Raw genomic sequence first — 18,734 nt, forward strand, 5'->3', positions numbered from 1 at the left:
TTCTATCCGTCACCTGAAGGATTCCGCCCATGAGCAAGCAAATCATCCATACCGACGCCGCACCCGCTGCCGTTGGCCCTTACTCGCAAGCGGTTGCCGTTACCGGCACCAAGACTGTCTACCTGTCGGGCCAGATCGGCCTGGAGCCGGGCACGGGCGATCTGGTCTCCGAGAATTTCGATGCACAAGTGCGTCAGGCCTTCGCCAACATGCAAGCCGTGATCACCGAGGCCGGTGGCACGCTGGACAACGTGGTCAAGCTGACCTTGTTCCTGACCGATCTGGGCAAATTCACCGCCGCCAACTCCATCATGGCCGAACTCATTCCGCAGCCGTTCCCGGCGCGCTCGACCATCGGCGTGGCCAGCCTGCCCAAGGGTGCGCAGTTCGAAGTCGAAGCCATCATGGTTCTGTAAGGCGTACCCGCTCGCAGCATTTCAGGGGTTCGTTCCACCATGCCGGCCGCGGCCGTGGCTTCCAAGCGACCCGGCGCCGATAAAAATGGCGCCGGCAAACCCATGACAGATACAGAGCGCAAGCTCCGTAACCTGGGTTTGGTGCTGCCCGAGGACTTCGTGCTGCATCTGCCGCTGCGCTACGAGGACGAAACCCGCGTCATTCCGATCAGCGCCTTGCGGCCCGGCTACCCCGGGCAGGTTGAAGGCGAAATCACCAAGTCCGAAGTACAGTACCGGCCCCGTCGCCAACTGACTGCCACGCTGGCTGATGACACCGGCGAAATCCAGCTGCGCTGGTTGAATTTCTATCCCAGCCAGCAAAAGCAGATCAGCGTGGGCAAGCGTCTGCGGGCGCGCGGCGAAGTCCGCAGCAATCTGTTCGGCCGTCAAATGGTGCACCCGCGCATGACCAATGCCGATGCGCCATTGCCTACCGCGCTGACCCCCGTCTACCCCACTACCGATGGCCTGCCGCAATTGACGTTGCGCCGCGCCATCGCCCAGGCGCTGGACCGTGCCGACCTGTCTGACACCCTCCCGCCAGAAGCCCTGCAACGCTACGACTTGCCGCCTTTTGAACCCGCAATTCGCGCCTTGCACACCCCCGCGCAGGGCGAGTCCGAACAAGCGCTGCTGGACCGCGTGCATCCCGCCTGGCGTCGCATCAAGTTCGATGAACTGCTGGCTCAACAACTGTCGCTGGCCGCTGCACGGGCCGCCCGCCGTATCAAGGAAGCGGAATCGCTGCCGGTGCGTAACGAGCCGGGCGGCCTGGTGGACAAGTTGTACGCCAATCTGCCGTTCAAACTGACCGCCGCCCAAGAGCGCGTGGTGCAGGAAATTTCCGCCGACCTGGCCAAGCCCTATCCCATGCACCGCCTGCTGCAGGGCGACGTGGGCAGCGGCAAAACCGTGGTCGCCGCCATTGCCGCGGCCCAGGCCATTGCGGGCGGCGCGCAAGTGGCCTTGATGGCGCCCACCGAAATCCTGGCCGAACAACACTTCCGCAAGCTCGTGTCATGGTTGCAGCCCTTGGGCGTGAACGTCGCCTGGCTAAGCGGCAGCCTTACGGCCAAGGCCCGCCGTGAAGCCGCGGCTGCCGCCGCCGATGGCAGCGTGCAACTGGTGGTGGGCACGCAGGCGCTGATCCAGGACCACGTTGAATTTCATCGCCTGGGGCTGTCCATTGTTGATGAACAGCACCGCTTTGGCGTCGGCCAGCGCCTGGCCCTGACCAAAAAGGGCGAAACCGTGCGTGGACGCATCGTCCCGCACCAACTGAACATGAGCGCCACGCCCATTCCCCGCACCTTGGCCATGACCTTCTTCGCGGACCTGGACGTCTCTGTCATCGACGAACTGCCGCCCGGCCGCACCCCCGTGCTGACCAAGCTGGTCTCGGACGCCCGGCGTGAGGAAGTCATCGCCCATGTCGCCCAGGCGGCTCGTGGCGGACAGCAGGTGTATTGGGTCTGTCCGCTGGTTGAAGAAAGCGAAGCACTGGAACTGCAAACGGCGGTGGACACCTACGATGGCATGCGGGTTGACCTGCCGGACCTGCGCATCGGCCTGGTCCATGGCCGCCTGCCTCAAGCGGAGAAAGCCGCCGTCATGCAGGCGTTCCGCGAAGGCGAGGTTGACCTGCTGGTCGCCACCACCGTCATCGAGGTGGGCGTGGACGTGCCCAATGCATCCCTGATGGTCATCGAACACGCCGAGCGTTTCGGTCTGGCGCAACTGCATCAGTTGCGCGGACGGGTAGGGCGCGGCACCGCCGAATCGGTCTGTGTGCTGCTTTACCAGACGCCGCTGTCGCAAGTGGCGCGCGAACGCCTGCGCGCCATGTTCGAAACGTCGGACGGCTTCGAGATTGCCCGACGCGACCTGGAACAGCGCGGCCCTGGTGAATTTCTGGGCACACGGCAATCAGGCATGGCGCTGCTGCGTTTTGCCGACCTGGAAACCGATGCCGCCATTGCGGAAGACGCGCGCGATGCGGCGGTGTGGCTGCGGGCTGAACACCCCGCCGCGGTCGAGGCGCATCTGGCGCGCTGGATGCGTGGCCGAGAAGACTTCCTGCGGACCTGATGCCGATGCGGCCCGCTCTTAATCTGAATCACTACAGCGCAGGCCCCAAAGCCCGCGCGCAACCCCCGGGGGCGTAGTCCACCATGACTCTCACCGAATTGAAATACATCGTCGCCGTCGCGCGCGAACGCCACTTCGGGCGCGCCGCCGAAGCCTGTTTTGTCAGCCAGCCCACGCTGTCGGTCGCGATACGCAAGCTGGAAGACGAACTGGGCGTGACGCTGTTCGAACGCGGCGGCGCCGAGGTGGGCGTTACCCCCATCGGCCAACGCATCGTTGCCCAGGCGCAGAAAGTGTTGGAAGAAAGCGCCAGCATCAAAGAAATTGCGCGACAAGGCCATGACCCGCTGGCCGGCCCTTTGCGCGTGGGCGTCATCCACACCATCGGGCCCTATCTGCTGCCCAAGCTGGTTCCGGTGCAGATCGGCCGCACCCCGCAAATGCCGCTGCTGCTGCAAGAGAACTTCACCGTGCGGCTGGTGGAACTGCTGCGCCAGGGCGAAATCGACTGCGCCATCATGGCGCTGCCCCTGCCCGAAGCGGGCCTGGTCATGCAGCCGCTGTACGATGAACCCTTCATCGTCGCCGTGCCCAATGACCACGAACTCGCCCAACGAAAATCCATTGACGCTCAGGACCTGAAGCAGCAGACCATGCTGCTGTTGGGCAGCGGCCATTGCTTTCGTGATCAGGTGTTGGAAGTCTGTCCTGAACTGTCACGGTTTTCGGCGGCCAGCGACGGCATCCAGCGCACCTTTGAAGGGTCTTCGCTGGAAACCATCCGGCACATGGTCGCTGCCGGCATCGGCGTAACCGTTCTGCCTATCACCGCCGTGCCCGAACACCCGCCCAGCAACAGCCTGCTGCGCTACCTGCCGTTTGACGGGCACGTGCCCGAACGCCGCGTCGTCCTGGCGTGGCGCCGCAGCTTTCCGCGCCTGGCCGCCATTGAAGCCCTGGCCCAGGCGGTCTACGAATGCGAACTGCCGGGCGTGAAGATGCTGGCCGATGAGGTTGCGGCGGTACAGGACTAGCAACGCAACCCGCGCGACTCATTTGCGCCTTATCAACGCCGTGTCTTGCCACCGCGGTTTTGTGCGGGATTCACGTTAATTCCTCATGTTTGCAGTGGTATCCTTCCTTCGTACTTTTCCTAATAGGAGCTAGCAATGGCCAAGTCCCCCAAGAAGACCCCGAGCAGCGCCCCGCGCATCAACATCGGCATTTCGGACAAGGACCGCGCCGCTGTCGCCGGCGAATTGTCCAAGCTGCTTGCCGATTCGTACACGCTGTACCTGATGACGCACAACTTCCACTGGAACGTCACGGGGCCCATGTTCAACACGCTGCACCAGATGTTCATGACGCAGTACACGGAAGAATGGACCGCGCTGGACAGCATCGCCGAACGCATCCGCGCGCTGGGCCACTACGCCCCGGGCACGTATCGTGAATACGCCAAGCTGTCGTCCATTGCCGAACCGGAGTCCGTGCCGGAAGCGCTGGAGATGGTGCGCCTGCTGGTCAGCGGAAACGAATCCGTCGCCAAGACCGCCCGTTCCGCCTTTGAGAAGGCCGACGCCGCTAACGACCAGCCCACGGCTGACCTGTTGACGCAGCGCCTCGATGTGCACGAAAAGAATGCGTGGATGCTGCGTAGCTTGTTGCAATGACGTAAGCGAGCAGGAGCCTGGTTGGCCCTGCCATTCGTATTGCGACTTCGGGGTTTTCCTTTAGACGGAGACAACCGAACGTCATGATTTGAAACAATGGCTGCTTCAGGGCGGCCATTGTTTATTTGCGATGCGCACTGGCGATCAGTGCAGTTATCTAGAACATCCCGCAAGCAGGAACCGGCGGGATACGTTTGGCCGGGGCGGGGATACGCCATGCAGCACGGCGTCGCAAGGCGCCGAATATTTTCAAGCCTTCTTGCCAATCGCCCAAACCACTTTCGGCATTGATGTGCCCGGCGCTGGAAAGCAACACGAAGCGGCTGCCCCAATCTTCGGCGAACGCGCGGGCGCGTTCCAGGGCGCAATAAGGATCGTCGTCGCTGGCCACCACCACGCTTTGAAACGGTAGCGACTGGCGGGAGATTGGCGCAAAGCCGTGCAGGCAAGCCGGTGCATCGGGGCGTTCGACGTCGGCAGGCGCCACCAGCAGCGCGCCGGCGACCTTGGCGCGCAGGGGGACGGGTAGGCTCGCGGTGATCAGGCAGCCCAGGCTATGCGCCACGATCAGCACCGGGCAGCGCGCCCGGTCGACCTCGCCCGCCAAGGTGGATACCCATTGGGCGGGTTCCGGGTTTTCCCAGTCGCGTTGTTCGACGCGCACCGCATGAGGCAGCACGCTTGCCCAGCGCGATTGCCAGTGGTCTGGTCCGGAGTTTTTCCATCCGGGGACGATGATCGGTTGGAGTCTCATGGCGGCCATGATGACGCGCGCCTTTAGTAACTCAAACGAATAAATCGTCGATTGCATATGTCTCAAGGGATATAACGCGAGGCGTTCGGCGTTGCGGCACCTGCCGCGCGCCGATGTGCCGGAAGTCGGGGCGGATGGACTCCAAAAGCCCGGTTCTTTCGGTGTATGCTTGCCGAGCAAAAGCACCGCAGTGGGGCGTGATCATACGTACTTCCGGCGTCCGCCCGCTGCGAAAACCAACGATTACAAGCAATCAGAGGAGTCCACTCATGAAGCTAACCTTTCGTCTGACCCCGGTCGTTGCGGCACTCGGCGTTGCCGCCGGCCTGACGTTTGCCGCGGGCGCGCATGCGCAAACCATCAAGATCGGCGTGGTCGGCCCCACCACGGGCGCGGTTACCCAGTATGGCGACATGGTCCGCGAAGGCGTGGATACCGCCATTGAACGCATCAATGCCGCGGGCGGCGTCAACGGCAAGAAGCTTGAAGCGGTGGTGATCGACGACGGCTGCGAACCCAAGCAAGGCCCGGTTGCGGCCAACCGTGTCGTCAACAGCAAGATCGGTTTTGTGGTGGGCCATGTGTGCTCGGGCGCCACCATCGCCGCCGCGGACATCTACAACAATGAAGGCGTGGTGATGGTGACCCCGTCGGCCACGGCGCCGGCCGTCACGGACGGCAAGAACTACGAGTTCATCTTCCGCACGATCGGCCGCGACGACCAGCAAGGCCCCGCTGCCGCGCAGTTCATCCTGGAAAAGATCAAGCCGAAGAAGGCTGCCGTGCTGCACGACAAGCAGTCGTATGGCCAAGGCATTGCCACCGCAGTCAAGAATGACCTGGAAAAGGGCGGCGTGCCCGTCGCGATCTTCGAAGGCGTGAACGCCGGCGACAGCGACTACTCGGCCGTCATCACCAAGCTGAAGGCGCAAGGCGTGGACTTCGTCTATTACGGCGGCTACCACCCCGAAATGGGCTTGTTGCTGCGCCAGGCGGCTGAGCAGGGTGTGAAGGCGAAGTGGATGGGTCCGGAAGGCACGGGCAACCCCGACATCAACGCCATCGCCGGCGACGCCGTGGAAGGCATGTTGCTGACCCTGCCGGCCGACTTTACCCAGAACGCCGCCAACGCCGACATCGTCAAGGCCTTTGAAGCCAAGAAGCGCAACCCCAGCGGCGCCTTCCAGATGACGGCCTACGCGGCCACTCAGGTCATTGCGGACGGCATCAAGGGCGCGGGCAGCGATGACCCGACCAAGGTTGCCAAGTACCTGCATGCCAATTCCTTCGACACGCCGATCGGCAAGGTGTCGTGGAACAAGCAGGGCGACCTGACGAACTTCAAGTTCGACGTGTTCACCTGGCACAAGGACGGCTCCAAGACCGTCTATAAGTAAGGCGGTGACAGTGATGCAGTGACCTGGTGGCGCACTAGCGCGCCGCCGGCGCTGCATGTGAATCGGGCCGCAAGCCAATGACATGGCTTGCGGCCCGATTCTTTTGCCTGGCAGCCGCGCCAGGCGATCGCCGTGGCGGCTGATGGCTTAGGGTTTACAGACCCTGCACGCGGCGACCCGTTTCGACGTCGAACCAATGCAGCGGATGGCGGCCGTCCGGGCCGACATTGACGCGATCGCCCACCTTGGCCGACGCTTCCGACAACTGGCGCGTCGTGCAGCGCACCACCAGCGTGGTCTTGCCGCAGCGGCAATGCACCAGTTGTTCCGAACCCAGCGTTTCGACCATTTCAACTTCGGCCGGCACGCCTTGCGTGTTCAGCAGCATGTGCTCGGGGCGCATGCCCATGATGATCTTGCGGCCGCGCACCTGGGACGGCACTTGCAGCGGCGAGATTTCCAGCGCCATGCCGTCGGTGGTCTGCACGGTGCCGTCGCCGGCCACCTGCACTTCCATCAGGTTCATCGGGGGCGAGCCGATAAAGCCGGCCACGAAGGTCGAGGCGGGCTTTTCAAAGACTTCCATGGGGGTGCCGATCTGCTCGGGCACGCCCTGATACATCACGATCATGCGATGCGCCAGCGTCATGGCTTCAACCTGGTCGTGCGTCACGTACAGGCTGGTGGTGCCCAGGCGGCGATGCAGCTTCATGATTTCAAGGCGCATCGCCACGCGCAGCTTGGCGTCCAGGTTCGAGAGCGGTTCGTCGAACAGGAACACCTTGGGTTCGCGCACGATGGCGCGGCCCATGGCCACACGCTGGCGCTGGCCGCCGGACAGCGCGCGCGGGCGGCGGTCCAGCAGGTGGCCCAGTTCCAGGATCTGCGCGGCGATGTCCACGCGCTTTTTGATCTCGTCCTTGGAGAACTTGCGGATCTTCAAGCCATAGGCCATGTTTTCAAACACGGTCATGTGCGGGTAGAGCGCGTAGTTCTGGAACACCATCGCGATGTCGCGTTCGGCGGGTTCCAGGTTGTTGACGACCTTGTCGTCGATGACGATGTCGCCGCTGGTCACGGATTCCAGGCCGGCGACCATGCGCATCAGCGTGGACTTGCCGCAGCCGGACGGGCCGACGATGACGATGAATTCACCGTCTTTCACCTCCATGTCGATGCCATGGATGACCGGGACGTTGCCGGCGTAGGTTTTCTTGACGTTACGGAAGCTGAGAGTAGCCATGTTTATTCGGGTTCGGAGTCGTGTTCGGGTGGGCGAGGGCGGGCAAGCGTCACTTTTCAGTGTCGACCAGACCCTTGACGAACCATTTCTGCATCAGGATGACGACCAGCGCCGGGGGAATCATGGCCAGCATGGCGGTGGCCATGGTGATGTTCCATTCGGTCACGCTGTCGCCGCCGCTGATCATCCGCTTGATGCCGATGACGACGGGGTACATGTCTTCTTGCGTGGTGATGAGCAGGGGCCACAGGTATTGGTTCCAGCCATAGATGAACTGGATCACGAACAGGGCCGCGATGCTGGTCTTGGACAAAGGCAGCAGCACGTCGAAGAAGAAGCGCACCGGGCCCGCGCCGTCGATGCGCGCGGCCTCGATGAGCTCGTCCGGTACCGTCAGGAAGAACTGGCGGAACAGGAAGGTGGCGGTGGCCGAAGCGATCAGCGGCAAGGTCAGGCCGGCGTAGCTATTCAGCATGCCCAGGTCGGCTACGACCTTGTAGGTGGGCGCGATCCGGACTTCGACGGGCAGCATGAGCGTGACGAAGATCATCCAGAAAAAGAACATGCGGCCGGGGAAGCGGAAATACACCACCGCGAAAGCCGACAGCAGCGAGATCGCGATCTTGCCGATGGAAATCGACAGCGCCATGATCAGGCTGACGTACATCATGCGGCCGACGGGGGCGCCCGACGAACCGCCGGACGAACCGCCAAACAGCGCCTGCATGTAGTTGTCGACAAAGTGGGGACCGGGAATCAGCGACATCGGCGCCTGCGCCACTTCCTGAGCGGTCTGGGTAGACGCGACGAAAGTGATGTAGAGCGGAAATGCCACCATCGCCACGCCGCAAAGCAGAATGACGTGGGCCAGAATATCCAGCCAGGGACGGCGTTCAACCATTGTTATCAGCCTCGAACAAAATCAATACTGCACTTTGCGGTCGACGTAGCGGAACTGTACGACCGTCAAGGCAACCACAATGAACATCAGAATGACCGACTGGGCCGCGGACGAACCCAGATCCAGGCCACGGAAACCGTCGCTATACACCTTGTAGACCAGGATGGAAGTCGCCGTGCCCGGACCGCCTTGCGTTGTGGTGTCCACAATGGCGAAGGTGTCGAAGAAGGCATAGATGATGTTGACGACCAGCAGGAAGAACGAAGTGGGCGACAGCAGCGGGAACACAATGGTCCAGAAGCGGCGCGCCGGGCTGGCGCCATCGATGGCGGCGGCTTCGATGAGCGAACGCGGAATCGATTGCAGGCCGGCCAGGAAGAACAGGAAGTTGTACGAGATCTGCTTCCAGACGGCGGCCGCCAGCACCAGCATCATGGCCTGGTTGCCGTCCAGGCGCGGGTTCCAGTCGACGCCGGAGTTGCGCAGCGCCACGGCCAGAATGCCCACGGAAGGCGAAAACATGAACAGCCACAGTACGCCGACCACAGCGGGCGCCACAGCGTAAGGCCAGATCAGAAGGGTCTTGTAGAGTCCCGCGCCGCGAATCACGCGGTCGGCCATGACGGCCAGCAGCAAGGACACGCCCAGACCCACGGCAGCCACCAGTATCGAAAAGACGGCGGTGACGCGGAAGGAATCGAGGTAAGCCTGTTGCGAGAACAGTTCCATGAAGTTGTCGAGCCCGACGAACTCGGACGACAGGCCGAAGGCATCTTCAAGCCGCATGGACTGCCACATGGCTTGTCCGGCGGGCAGGAAAAAGAAGACCACGGTAATGATCAGCTGCGGCAACAGCAGCAGATAGGGCAGGGTCTTATGCCCAAAGACAACGCGTTTTTCCATAGGGGGTACCCAAGGTACAGAAAAGCGGCGGTTGGAGTAACCGCCGCTTGAAACCGCTTCATAAAAATACGACAGGCTTGAAGCCCCTTTATCACCAGGGCTTCAAGCCTTGCGCTCGTATCCGGATTGGCCGTTAAGTCATTGTCACGCTTGAGAAATGCCGTGAAGCAATCACCCGACCGAATCCCGGAAAGGGCGCTACTTTACACTCTTCTCAAACTTTTCCAGCAACTCGTTGCCACGCTTGACGATGTTCTCGGTGCCGTCCTTGGCCGTAACCTTGCCGGACACGATGCGTTCGATTTCAGCGTCTTCGATTTCACGGATCTGCGGCAGGAAGCCCAGGCGCAGGCCACGCGATTGCGCGGTGGTTTCCACGTTCAATTGCTTGACGCCGACTTCGGTGCCCGGGTTCTTGTCGTAGAAGCCTTCTTTCTTGGTCAGCTCGTAAGCCGCCTTGGTGACCGGCACGTAGCCCGTCTGCTGGTGCCAGCGCGCGGCGATTTCAGGCGAGGCCAGGAATTGGAAGAAGGCGGTCACGCCCTTGTAGACTTCCGGCTTCTTGTTGGCGAAGACCCACAGCGATGCGCCGCCGATGATGGTGTTCTGCGGCGCGCCCTTCACGTCGGCGTAGTAAGGCAGGGTCGAGGTGCCGAATTCGAACTTGGCGTTCTTGGCGATGTTGGCGCGCAGGCCGGACGAGCCGGTGATCATGGCGCACTTGCCGCTGATGAACAGCGAGTTCGGCTCGTCGCCGCGGCCGCCGTACATGAAGATGCCTTCCTTGCCCAGCTTGGCCAGGTTTTCCAGGTGGCGCACGTGCAGCGGGGTGTTGATGGCGATGCGGGCGTCCAGGCCACCGAAACCGTTGTCCTTGGTGGCGTAGGGCACGTTATGCCAGGCCGAGAACGTTTCCAGCTGGGTCCACGACGGCCACGACGTGGTATAGCCACATTCCTGGCCAGCAGCCTTCAGCTTCTGACCGGCGGCGGCCAGCTCTTCCCAGGTCTTGGGGGGATTGTCGGCGTCCAGGCCAGCCTTCTTGAAGGCGTCCTTGTTGTAATAGAACACCACGGTCGAGCTGTTGAAGGGCATCGACACCAGCTTGCCGTCGGCCGACGAGTAGTAGCCGGCCACGGCGCCGATGAATGCCTTCGGATCGATCGGGTTGCCGGCTTCTTCCGACATCTGCTGCACCGGCTTGATGGCGCCCTTGGCGTACATCATGGTGGCGGTGCCCACTTCGAACACTTGCAGGATGTCCGGGGCGTTGCCAGCGCGGAACGCGGCGATGCCGGCATTCATGGATTCGCCGTAGTTGCCCTTGTAGATCGCCTTGACCTGGTAGTCGGGGTTCTTCTTGTTGAACTCTTCGACCAGACCATTGACGCGGTCGCCCAGGGCGCCTTCCATCGAATGCCAGAACTGAATCTCGGTGGCGGCATGCGCGGACGCGCCCGCGAACGCGGCCATCACGGCGGCGAAGGTTAAAGCAATACGGTGGGATCGCATGATGAGGTTGCTCCTGATGGGCGTGTTGTGACCGGGGTGTCCAGACACGGAAAACACGACACCTTATGAATTGTTTGTGACAAAACCGTGACTTTCACATCACCGCAAACGCCTGTCAAATTGTGCGTTTCAGGCGCGAACGAACATTTTCTTTTTTTTCCCCGCGAAGCCGACCGACTACAATGCCGTCCTATGAAAAACGAACTTTCGATTGCGTTCATTGGCGGCGGCAATATGGCGGCCGCTTTGGCCTCCGGACTGGCCGGCAAAGTATGCCCCGCCAGCAGCATCCATGTCATTGACATTAATAAGGATAGCCACGCGGCTTGGCAGGCGCGTGGCATGACCACGGCAGTGGCCCCGGACGAAGCCCTGGCCCGGTGCCGCGTTTGGGTGTTCGCGGTCAAGCCGCAGAACATGAAAGATGTTGTGGCATCCGCGCGTCAGTGGCTGCAAGACGACACCTTGGTGGTCAGCGTGGCGGCCGGAATCCGCGCGGACACCCTGGCGGGCTGGCTGGGATCCCCGGACGCGCCTTTCAAGCGCCTGGTGCGTTGCATGCCCAATACGCCCGCCCTGGTGGGCGCGGGCGTGACGGGCCTGGCGGCGCTGGATGGCGTCAGCGAAGCCGATCGCGCCTTGGCCGCAAGCCTCTTGGAAAGCGTGGGGCAGGTGGTGTGGGTGGCGGACGACGCTGCGCTGGATGGCGTGACGGCCTTGTCCGGCAGTGGCCCGGCGTATGTATTCCTGTTCCTGGAAGCCTTGGTGGCGGGCGGCGTGAAGGTCGGCTTGACCGAGGCGCAGGCCAAGCAACTGGCCTTGGGCACGCTGGCTGGCGCGACCCGGCTTGCGGCCGAATCGTCAGACCCCTTGTCAGTGCTGCGCGAACGGGTCACGTCCAAGGGCGGCACCACGGCCGCCGCGCTGGCTGCGTTTGACGCCGCCGGGTTTGCCGGCATCGTGGAAGACGCCATGGCCGCCGCGGCGCGCCGTTCGCGCGAGCTGGCCGAGGAATTCGGGCAATGACCACGGCAAGCCGGCTCTTTCCGCCGATGAGCCGTGCGCAGTTCGGCATTGCCGTGCTGAGCATGCTGCTGGTGGTGGTGGGCTCGAACATTCTGGTGCAGGTACCGCTTAACGATTGGTTGACGTGGGGCGGTCTGTCGTACCCCGTCGCCTTCCTGGTTACCGATGTGTTGAACCGGCGCTTTGGCCCGTCGGCCGCGCGCCGGGTGGTCTGGTTCGGCTTTGCGGCGGCGTTGGTGGTGTCGCTCTGGGTGGCGTCGCCGCGTATTGCGCTGGCCTCGGGCCTGGCCTATATCTGCGCGCAACTGGTGGACATTCAGGTCTTTGACCGTTTGCGCGACCAGCGTTGGTGGCGCGCGCCGCTGGTATCGGGCGTGGTGGGCGCCGTGCTGGACACCGCGGTGTTCTTCAGCGTGGCCTTCGCGGCGACCGGCTTGCCATGGACGACGTGGATGCTGGGCGATCTGGCCGTCAAGCTGGTGGTCAACATCAGCATGCTGGCGCCGTTCCGGGCGCTGATGTGGAACCTGGCCAAGCCGGTCAACGCCTGACGCCGGGCATCAAAAAGGACGCGCATCGTGGCGACGTGGTCGCCCGATGCGCGCTTTTTTTTTGGCAGTGGATTATGCGGAATTCATTAACCCAATAATCATTAATCGTAAGTCCGGCGTAAGCACTGTATTTAAATGCGTATTCGAACAGTGTATTAATGATTTTTCATATATCGGGCTGCCCACAAATACATCAAGTGCGCCAGTCGGAACCGAAGGCAAATTCAGCAAATTTCCCGTATTTTCATGGGCTTGCAAAGCTGATGCGTCACGATTAAAGGTTTGCCGGGAAATATTGGGGATTACACGCAGTGACAGTATGTCGGCTAACTCCCAGAATACCGCCCACACCGTGTTTTTGCCCAAGAAGCCGGCGACGCGAGATACGGATGGCGGGGTATCCACCCGACAAGCCGTTTCAATCAGAGCCGCTCAAAACCTCGCTGGAGAACTCCGCATGAAGTTTCTGAATCGCCTTACCCCGGTAGCCATGGCGCTTGGGGCACTTGCCTTGGCGGGCGCCGCACACGCCGCCGACACCATCAAGATTGGCATTCCCCAGCCCATGACCGGCCCCAACACCCAATATGGCGACCAGATCCAGGCCGGCGCCTTGACCGCTATCGAAACCATCAACGCCAAGGGTGGCGTGAAGGGCAAGAAGCTTGAGCCGATCCTGATCGACGACGGCTGCGAACCCAAGCAGGCCGTGCCGGCCGCCAACCGTGTGGTCAACTCCGGCGCCAAGTTCGCCGTGGCCCATGCTTGCTCGGGCGTTACCGTGGCCGCCGTGAAGGTGTACGAAGAAGAGGGCATTGTCGGCATCACCCCGGGCGCCACGTCGCCGCTGGTCACCGACACCATCAAGCCGCATTTCTTCTTCCGCACGATTGGCCGCGACGACCAGCAAGGCCCGTACGCCGCCAACTACATCGCCAAGACGCTCAAGCCCAAGAAGGTCGCCATCCTGCACGACAAGCAGACCTACGGCTCGGGTGTGGCCACCCAGGTCAAGGACGCGCTGGCCAAGCAGAACGTCAATGTGTCGATGTTTGAAGGCATCAACGTTGGCGACAGCGACTACTCGGCCATCATCACCAAGCTGAAGTCCGAAGGCGTGGACCTGGTCTACTTCGGCGGCTACCACCCCGAACTCGGCCTGCTGCTGCGCCAATCGCGCGAACAGGGCCTGAACGTTCAGTTCATGGGTCCGGAAGGCACCGCCAACCAGGACCTGGTGGCCATCGCCGGCCCGGCCATCGAAGGCCTGCTGGTGACGCTGCCGGCTGACTTCACCAAGCTGCCTGGCAACGAAGGCATCGTGAAGGCCTTCAAGGACGCCAAGCGCGATCCGGACGGCGCCTTCCAGATGCCTGCTTATGCCGCCGTGCAGATCCTGGCCGACAGCATCAATGCCGTGGGTGAAGACCCCGCCAAGGTTGCGGACTACATGCACAAGACCGCGTTCAACACCGGCATCGGCAAGGTTGAATACGACGCCAAGGGCGATTTGAAGAACTTCGAATTCGCCGTCTACAAGTGGGACAAGTCCGGTAAGAAGACCCAGCTGTAAACTCGCGATCTCGCCGGCGCGGTGCCGGCGTGTAGGGCCTGTTGTCTTCGTTGTGCCGTAATCCGCGTAGCGATGCGCCAAAAGCGCTGTGCGGCCGGCAGGCGGTGATCACAGGCCCTTAGAAAATACGCCCAGGTTTCCGGCTCCGGGTCTCTCCACCGGGGCCGGAACCATTTGGAGCATTAGATAATGTCAGACCTCATACCCCAACTTACCCAGCAATTCTTCAACGGATTGTCCCTGGGCGCGATCTACGCGTTGATCGCCATCGGCTACACAATGGTCTACGGCATCATCGGGATGATCAACTTCGCCCACGGCGAAATCTATATGATCGGCGCCTATGTCGGCCTGGTCACCTTGACGGCCATCGGCACCAACAGCGGTTTGCCGATGCCATTCATCATTGCGTCCATGTTGCTCGTGGCCATTGCCGTGACCGGCGTATATGGCTTTTCGGTCGAGCGCGTTGCGTATCGGCCGGTACGAGGCAGCCCCCGCCTGGTGGCGCTGATCTCGGCGATCGGCATGTCGATCTTCCTGCAGAACTGGGTGGCCCTGGGCCAGGGCGCGCGCGACATGGCCGTGCCGTCGCTGATATCCGGCGCCGTGCAGTTCCACATGGGAACCGACTTCGACGTGACGGTGCCGTATTCGCGCATCATGATCATCGTGGTGACGGTGGTGCTGATGATCGCCCTGACGCTGTTCATCAAGTATTCCCGCATGGGCCGCGCCTCGCGCGCCTGCTCGCAAGACATGCACATGGCCAATCTGCTGGGCATTGACACCAACCGCGTGATCTCGTTCACGTTCGTGATGGGCGCGATCCTGGCGGCGGTGGGCGGCGTGCTGATCGCCATCACCATCGGCAAGCTGAATCCGTTCATCGGCTTCCTGGCCGGCATCAAGGCCTTTACGGCGGCGGTGCTGGGTGGCATTGGCAGCATCCCCGGCGCCATGCTGGGCGGCGTGCTGCTGGGCTTGGCCGAAACCTTCGCGGCCGCGTATATCTCGTCACAGTACAAGGACATCGTGGCGTTCTCGCTGCTGGTCCTGATTCTGCTGTTCCGTCCCACCGGGCTGCTGGGCAAACCTGAGGTGGAAAAAGTCTGATGTCGAAAAACAATCTTAAAAACGCCACGATGGCCGCCGTGTTGACGGCGGTGATCGTTACGCCGGTGTTTGGCCTGCAACTGATTCGTCAGGGCGCGCGCACGTCGATGGAATCGAACTGGGGGCTGGTGGCGCTTGCCGCGGCCGTGGTGTTCGCCTTCCAGATGCTGCGGCCCTGGATCGCCGCGCCGTTCCGCAAGCTGAAGACGTCGTTGCCGACCTTGCCGGCGGCGCCCGCCAAGACCCACAAAGGGCTGATGCTGTTGCTGCTGGCGATAGCGGTGGTGTGGCCGTTCTTCGCGGGACGCAGCTCGGTTGACATCGCCACGCTGGTGTTGATCTACGTGATGCTGGGCCTGGGCCTGAACATCGTGGTGGGTTTCGCCGGCCTGCTGGACCTGGGCTTTGTCGGCTTCTACGCGGTGGGCGCGTACACCTACGCCTTGCTGTACCACTGGGGCGGCTGGAGCTTCTGGGAAGCGTTGCCGTTTTCCGGGGCAATGGCGGCCTTGTTTGGGTTCGTGCTGGGCTTTCCGGTGCTGCGCTTGCGCGGCGACTACCTGGCGATCGTGACCCTGGGCTTTGGCGAAATGATCCGCCTGCTGCTCATCAACCTGAACACGCTGACGGGTGGCCCGGACGGCATTTCCGGTATTCCGAAGCCGACGGTGTTCGGCCTGGAAATGACGCGCCGCGCCAGCACGGAAGGCGGCACGACGTTCCATGACTTCTTCGGGCTGACGTTTGAAAACCAGCATATGGTGATCTATCTGTACCTGATGGCCTTGCTGCTGGCGCTGATCACGCTTGCCGTGTCCACGCGCCTGATCCGCATGCCGGTTGGCCGCGCCTGGGAAGCCTTGCGCGAAGATGAAATCGCCTGCCGTTCGCTGGGGCTGAACCCCACGCGCATCAAGCTCTCGGCGTTCACGCTGGGCGCCACCTTCGCCGGTTTCGGCGGCGCGTTCTTCGCGGCGCGCCAGGGCATGGTGAACCCGGAGTCGTTCACCTTCATTGAATCGGCGCTGATCCTGGCCATTGTGGTGCTGGGCGGCATGGGGTCGCAGGTGGGCGTGATTCTGGCGGCCATTTTGCTGACCGTCTTGCCCGAGCTGGCGCGCGAGTTCGCCGAATACCGAATGCTGATGTTCGGTTTGGTGATGGTGTTGATGATGATGTGGCGTCCGCAGGGGTTGTTGCCCATGAAGCGTCCCCACGTGGAGCTGTCTAAATGAGCGAGGCATTGCTGAAAGTATCCGGGCTCACGATGCGGTTCGGCGGCCTCTTGGCCGTGGACAGCGTGGGGTTCGAAGTCAAATCCGACGAGGTGTTCGCCATCATCGGCCCCAACGGGGCCGGCAAGACCACCGTGTTCAACTGCGTGGGCGGCTTCTATGCGCCCACCGCGGGCGACATCATCATGGACGGCAAGCCCATCAACGGTTTGCCCAGCCACAAGGTGGCGCGCCACGGGCTGGTCCGCACGTTCCAGAACGTGCGGCTGTTCAAGCAGTTGACCGTGCTGGAAAACCTGCTGGTGGCGCAGCACACTCAGGTGGAATCGCGGCTGTTGCCGGGCCTGTTGAAGCTCAAGGGCTATCAGCAGTCGGAGACCGATGCGCTGGCGCGCGCGGCGCAATGGCTCGATTTCATGGGGCTGCGTGAATTTGCCAACCGCGAGGCGGGCAACCTGGCCTACGGGCACCAGCGCCGCCTGGAGATCGCGCGCTGCATGATCACCAAGCCGCGCCTGTTGATGCTGGACGAGCCGGCGGCCGGCCTGAACCCGCAGGAAAAGCGCGATCTGCAAGCGCTTATCGACCAGCTTCGGCGCGAATTCGGCGTGGCCGTGCTGCTGATCGAGCACGACATGAGCCTGATCATGGGCATTTCCGACCGGATCCTCGTCATGGAACACGGCAAGCCCATCACGACGGGCACCCCCGATGAGGTGCGCAACGATGAGCGCGTGATCAAAGCGTACCTGGGGGAGGAATGATGCTTAAGCTGGAAAACATACACACCTACTACGGCGCCATCCAGGCCTTGAACGGCGTGTCGGTGGACGTGAACCAGGGCGAAATCGTGACGCTGATCGGGGCCAACGGCGCCGGCAAGACCACCTTGTTGATGACGGTGTGCGGCAACCCCCGCGCGCGTGAAGGCAAGATCACGTTCGATGGCGAAGACATCACCCAGAAGGACACGCACCACATCATGCGCAGTGGCATCGCCATTTCGCCTGAAGGCCGACGGGTATTCAAAGACCTGACGGTGGCTGAAAACCTGATGATGGGCGGCTTCTTTTCGAAGCGCTCGGAAATCGAGGCGGGCATGGACCACGTCTATGGCTTGTTCCCGCGCTTGAAAGAGCGCGCGGCGCAACGCGCCGGGCTGATGTCGGGTGGTGAACAGCAGATGCTGGCCATCGGCCGCGCGCTGATGACGCGGCCGCGTTTGTTGTTGCTGGACGAACCCACCTTGGGCCTGGCGCCGCTGGTGATCGCGCAGATCTTCGACATCATCCGCGAGATCCGCGAGCAGGGCGTGACGGTGTTCCTGGTGGAACAGAACGCGAACAAGGCGCTGGGCGTGGCTGATCGCGGTTATGTGCTGGAAAACGGCCGCGTCGTGCTGCAAGACACGGGCGCCAATTTGCTGGTCAACGATCAAGTCCGCAAGGCCTACCTGGGCGGATAAGCATCACGTTGACGGCTTCCCCGCGAAGGGAAATTCGGGCGCATCGGAAGATGCGCTTTTTTTTCGCCTTCGCGCGAGTGTGTGGCGTCGCCGTTCAGGCGGCGATGCGTTGCCTGGCCAGGTCCGCTTCGTAATGCGCGATGGCCGCGCGGGCAAGCGCATCGATCGAGTCCGTGAGCGTTACGCCCAGGCTGGGGCGCAGCGCGTGCGGCACGGCCAGCGGCAGTTCGGTGCAGCCCAGCACCACGGCGTCGGCGCCGCGTGCTTTCAGGCGGGCGATGCACTCGGCGGCGGGGGCGAAGGCCTCTTCCAGGCGGTTGCCCTTGACGGCGCGTATGGACCCCATGCAATAGCGTTCGACTTCGTCGTCGTCGGGAACGATGCAGTCGTAGCCTTGCGCCTGAAGGTGCTGCTGGTACAAGCCCAGTTTCAGCGTGGCGGCCGTGCCCATCAGGCCGATGCGGCCACGCGGCAAGCCCAGGCGGCGCAGGTCGTCAATGACCGCTTCAATGATGTGCAGCACCGGCACGCCTGTGCTGGCGGCGATGTCGGCGTACCAAAGGTGCGCGGTGTTGCACGGGATGGCGATCAGTTGCGCGCCGGCTTCCTCCAGAAAGCGCACGCCTTGAATCATATGGGGCAGGGGACTTTCACCGCCGGCCATATAGGCGCTGGAGCGGTCGGGAATGCGGGGGTCGTTGCGCAACAAGGTGGGGATGTGTTGCTGGTCAATCGCGGCGGGCGTCAGCGCCGCCAGGCGTAGGGCAAAGGCCGCGCCGGCCATGGGCCCCATTCCGCCCAATACACCCAGGTAGCAGCCCTGGGAAATCGTCTTCACT

The 18,734-nt window shown here is 62.5% G+C and carries 18 protein-coding genes; 12 read left to right on the plus strand and 6 right to left on the minus strand.

Annotated features, from left to right (window positions below; genetic code table 11):
* Positions 1-29: 29 nt before the first annotated feature.
* The 4 genes from WBR68_RS20110 (at position 30) to WBR68_RS20125 (ending at position 4,219) form a co-directional block, all read left to right on the plus strand.
* Entirely contained in the window at positions 30-416 is a 387-nt protein-coding gene (locus tag WBR68_RS20110; RefSeq protein ID WP_050444666.1) for a Rid family detoxifying hydrolase, read from the plus strand.
* A 39-nt stretch (positions 417-455) separates the two neighbouring features.
* A complete protein-coding gene (gene recG / locus WBR68_RS20115) occupies positions 456-2,546 on the plus strand; it encodes an ATP-dependent DNA helicase RecG (RefSeq protein WP_230695063.1) in 2,091 nt (696 codons plus the stop codon).
* Positions 2,547-2,629: 83 nt separating this feature from the next.
* Positions 2,630-3,580 (plus strand): LysR substrate-binding domain-containing protein, encoded by a 951-nt coding sequence (locus WBR68_RS20120; RefSeq protein WP_050444668.1) that lies wholly within the window; start codon positions 2,630-2,632, stop codon positions 3,578-3,580.
* Between the two features lie 135 nt (positions 3,581-3,715).
* Positions 3,716-4,219, plus strand: a complete 504-nt coding sequence (locus WBR68_RS20125) for a Dps family protein (protein WP_050444669.1) — start codon at positions 3,716-3,718, stop codon at positions 4,217-4,219.
* Between the two features lie 157 nt (positions 4,220-4,376).
* On the opposite strand, the gene WBR68_RS20130 is transcribed toward WBR68_RS20125, so the two are convergent.
* Positions 4,377-4,973, minus strand: a complete 597-nt coding sequence (locus tag WBR68_RS20130) for an RBBP9/YdeN family alpha/beta hydrolase (protein WP_230695084.1) — start codon at positions 4,971-4,973, stop codon at positions 4,377-4,379.
* A 269-nt stretch (positions 4,974-5,242) separates the two neighbouring features.
* Between WBR68_RS20130 and WBR68_RS20135 the strand changes: the two genes are divergently transcribed.
* The gene (locus tag WBR68_RS20135; protein ID WP_050444670.1) at positions 5,243-6,370 is read left to right on the plus strand and encodes a branched-chain amino acid ABC transporter substrate-binding protein; all 1,128 of its coding nucleotides are present in this window, start codon (positions 5,243-5,245) and stop codon (positions 6,368-6,370) included.
* 154 nt (positions 6,371-6,524) lie between these two features.
* On the opposite strand, the gene WBR68_RS20140 is transcribed toward WBR68_RS20135, so the two are convergent.
* The 4 genes from WBR68_RS20140 to ugpB form a co-directional block, all read right to left on the minus strand.
* Positions 6,525-7,613, minus strand: a complete 1,089-nt coding sequence (locus WBR68_RS20140) for a sn-glycerol-3-phosphate import ATP-binding protein UgpC (protein ID WP_050444671.1) — start codon at positions 7,611-7,613, stop codon at positions 6,525-6,527.
* Positions 7,614-7,662: 49 nt separating this feature from the next.
* Entirely contained in the window at positions 7,663-8,514 is an 852-nt protein-coding gene (gene ugpE, locus WBR68_RS20145) for a sn-glycerol-3-phosphate ABC transporter permease UgpE (protein WP_050444672.1), read from the minus strand.
* 21 nt (positions 8,515-8,535) lie between these two features.
* Positions 8,536-9,417, minus strand: coding sequence for a sn-glycerol-3-phosphate ABC transporter permease UgpA (ugpA, locus tag WBR68_RS20150; protein WP_050444673.1), 882 nt, complete (start codon positions 9,415-9,417; stop codon positions 8,536-8,538).
* 198 nt (positions 9,418-9,615) lie between these two features.
* A complete protein-coding gene (gene ugpB, locus WBR68_RS20155) occupies positions 9,616-10,929 on the minus strand; it encodes a sn-glycerol-3-phosphate ABC transporter substrate-binding protein UgpB (RefSeq protein ID WP_050444674.1) in 1,314 nt (437 codons plus the stop codon).
* Between the two features lie 192 nt (positions 10,930-11,121).
* On the opposite strand from ugpB, the gene proC reads away from it, so the two are divergent.
* From proC to WBR68_RS20190, 7 genes are all read left to right on the plus strand, one after another.
* The gene (gene proC / locus WBR68_RS20160) at positions 11,122-11,955 is read left to right on the plus strand and encodes a pyrroline-5-carboxylate reductase (RefSeq protein ID WP_050444675.1); all 834 of its coding nucleotides are present in this window, start codon (positions 11,122-11,124) and stop codon (positions 11,953-11,955) included.
* Positions 11,952-12,506 carry a queuosine precursor transporter gene (locus WBR68_RS20165; RefSeq protein WP_127184661.1) on the plus strand — a complete coding sequence of 185 codons (555 nt, stop codon included), beginning with the start codon at positions 11,952-11,954 and terminating at the stop codon, positions 12,504-12,506. The genes proC and WBR68_RS20165 overlap by 4 nt, the downstream gene beginning before the upstream one ends.
* Before the next feature lie 457 nt (positions 12,507-12,963).
* Positions 12,964-14,079, plus strand: a complete 1,116-nt coding sequence (locus tag WBR68_RS20170; protein WP_050444677.1) for a high-affinity branched-chain amino acid ABC transporter substrate-binding protein — start codon at positions 12,964-12,966, stop codon at positions 14,077-14,079.
* Between the two features lie 189 nt (positions 14,080-14,268).
* Entirely contained in the window at positions 14,269-15,195 is a 927-nt protein-coding gene (livH, locus tag WBR68_RS20175) for a high-affinity branched-chain amino acid ABC transporter permease LivH (protein ID WP_050444678.1), read from the plus strand.
* Positions 15,195-16,430 (plus strand): high-affinity branched-chain amino acid ABC transporter permease LivM, encoded by a 1,236-nt coding sequence (locus tag WBR68_RS20180; RefSeq protein ID WP_050444679.1) that lies wholly within the window; start codon positions 15,195-15,197, stop codon positions 16,428-16,430. Before livH ends, WBR68_RS20180 begins: the two co-directional genes overlap by 1 nt.
* A complete protein-coding gene (gene livG, locus WBR68_RS20185; RefSeq protein WP_050444680.1) occupies positions 16,427-17,194 on the plus strand; it encodes a high-affinity branched-chain amino acid ABC transporter ATP-binding protein LivG in 768 nt (255 codons plus the stop codon). The genes WBR68_RS20180 and livG overlap by 4 nt, the downstream gene beginning before the upstream one ends.
* Entirely contained in the window at positions 17,194-17,895 is a 702-nt protein-coding gene (locus WBR68_RS20190) for an ABC transporter ATP-binding protein (RefSeq protein WP_230695085.1), read from the plus strand. Before livG ends, WBR68_RS20190 begins: the two co-directional genes overlap by 1 nt.
* Before the next feature lie 94 nt (positions 17,896-17,989).
* Here WBR68_RS20190 and WBR68_RS20195 read toward each other — a convergent pair whose 3' ends face one another.
* A complete protein-coding gene (locus WBR68_RS20195) occupies positions 17,990-18,733 on the minus strand; it encodes an aspartate/glutamate racemase family protein (protein WP_050444681.1) in 744 nt (247 codons plus the stop codon).
* Position 18,734 lies beyond the last annotated feature (1 nt).

This window comes from Achromobacter sp. JD-1 (assembly GCF_038594925.1).
Lineage (GTDB): Bacteria > Pseudomonadota > Gammaproteobacteria > Burkholderiales > Burkholderiaceae_B > Achromobacter > Achromobacter spanius_C.

Bases quoted from the DNA above. Each gene is read 5' to 3' on its own strand.
- WBR68_RS20130 (WP_230695084.1), bottom strand. From the start codon at position 4,973: ATGAGACTCCAACCGATCATCGTCCCCGGATGGAAAAACTCCGGACCA.
- recG (WP_230695063.1), top strand. From the start codon at position 456: ATGCCGGCCGCGGCCGTGGCTTCCAAGCGACCCGGCGCCGATAAAAAT.
- livG (WP_050444680.1), top strand. From the start codon at position 16,427: ATGAGCGAGGCATTGCTGAAAGTATCCGGGCTCACGATGCGGTTCGGC.
- WBR68_RS20165 (WP_127184661.1), top strand. From the start codon at position 11,952: ATGACCACGGCAAGCCGGCTCTTTCCGCCGATGAGCCGTGCGCAGTTC.
- WBR68_RS20135 (WP_050444670.1), top strand. From the start codon at position 5,243: ATGAAGCTAACCTTTCGTCTGACCCCGGTCGTTGCGGCACTCGGCGTT.
- proC (WP_050444675.1), top strand. From the start codon at position 11,122: ATGAAAAACGAACTTTCGATTGCGTTCATTGGCGGCGGCAATATGGCG.
- WBR68_RS20110 (WP_050444666.1), top strand. From the start codon at position 30: ATGAGCAAGCAAATCATCCATACCGACGCCGCACCCGCTGCCGTTGGC.
- WBR68_RS20170 (WP_050444677.1), top strand. From the start codon at position 12,964: ATGAAGTTTCTGAATCGCCTTACCCCGGTAGCCATGGCGCTTGGGGCA.
- WBR68_RS20180 (WP_050444679.1), top strand. From the start codon at position 15,195: ATGTCGAAAAACAATCTTAAAAACGCCACGATGGCCGCCGTGTTGACG.
- livH (WP_050444678.1), top strand. From the start codon at position 14,269: ATGTCAGACCTCATACCCCAACTTACCCAGCAATTCTTCAACGGATTG.
- WBR68_RS20125 (WP_050444669.1), top strand. From the start codon at position 3,716: ATGGCCAAGTCCCCCAAGAAGACCCCGAGCAGCGCCCCGCGCATCAAC.
- ugpE (WP_050444672.1), bottom strand. From the start codon at position 8,514: ATGGTTGAACGCCGTCCCTGGCTGGATATTCTGGCCCACGTCATTCTG.
- WBR68_RS20190 (WP_230695085.1), top strand. From the start codon at position 17,194: ATGCTTAAGCTGGAAAACATACACACCTACTACGGCGCCATCCAGGCC.
- WBR68_RS20140 (WP_050444671.1), bottom strand. From the start codon at position 7,613: ATGGCTACTCTCAGCTTCCGTAACGTCAAGAAAACCTACGCCGGCAAC.
- WBR68_RS20120 (WP_050444668.1), top strand. From the start codon at position 2,630: ATGACTCTCACCGAATTGAAATACATCGTCGCCGTCGCGCGCGAACGC.
- ugpA (WP_050444673.1), bottom strand. From the start codon at position 9,417: ATGGAAAAACGCGTTGTCTTTGGGCATAAGACCCTGCCCTATCTGCTG.
- ugpB (WP_050444674.1), bottom strand. From the start codon at position 10,929: ATGCGATCCCACCGTATTGCTTTAACCTTCGCCGCCGTGATGGCCGCG.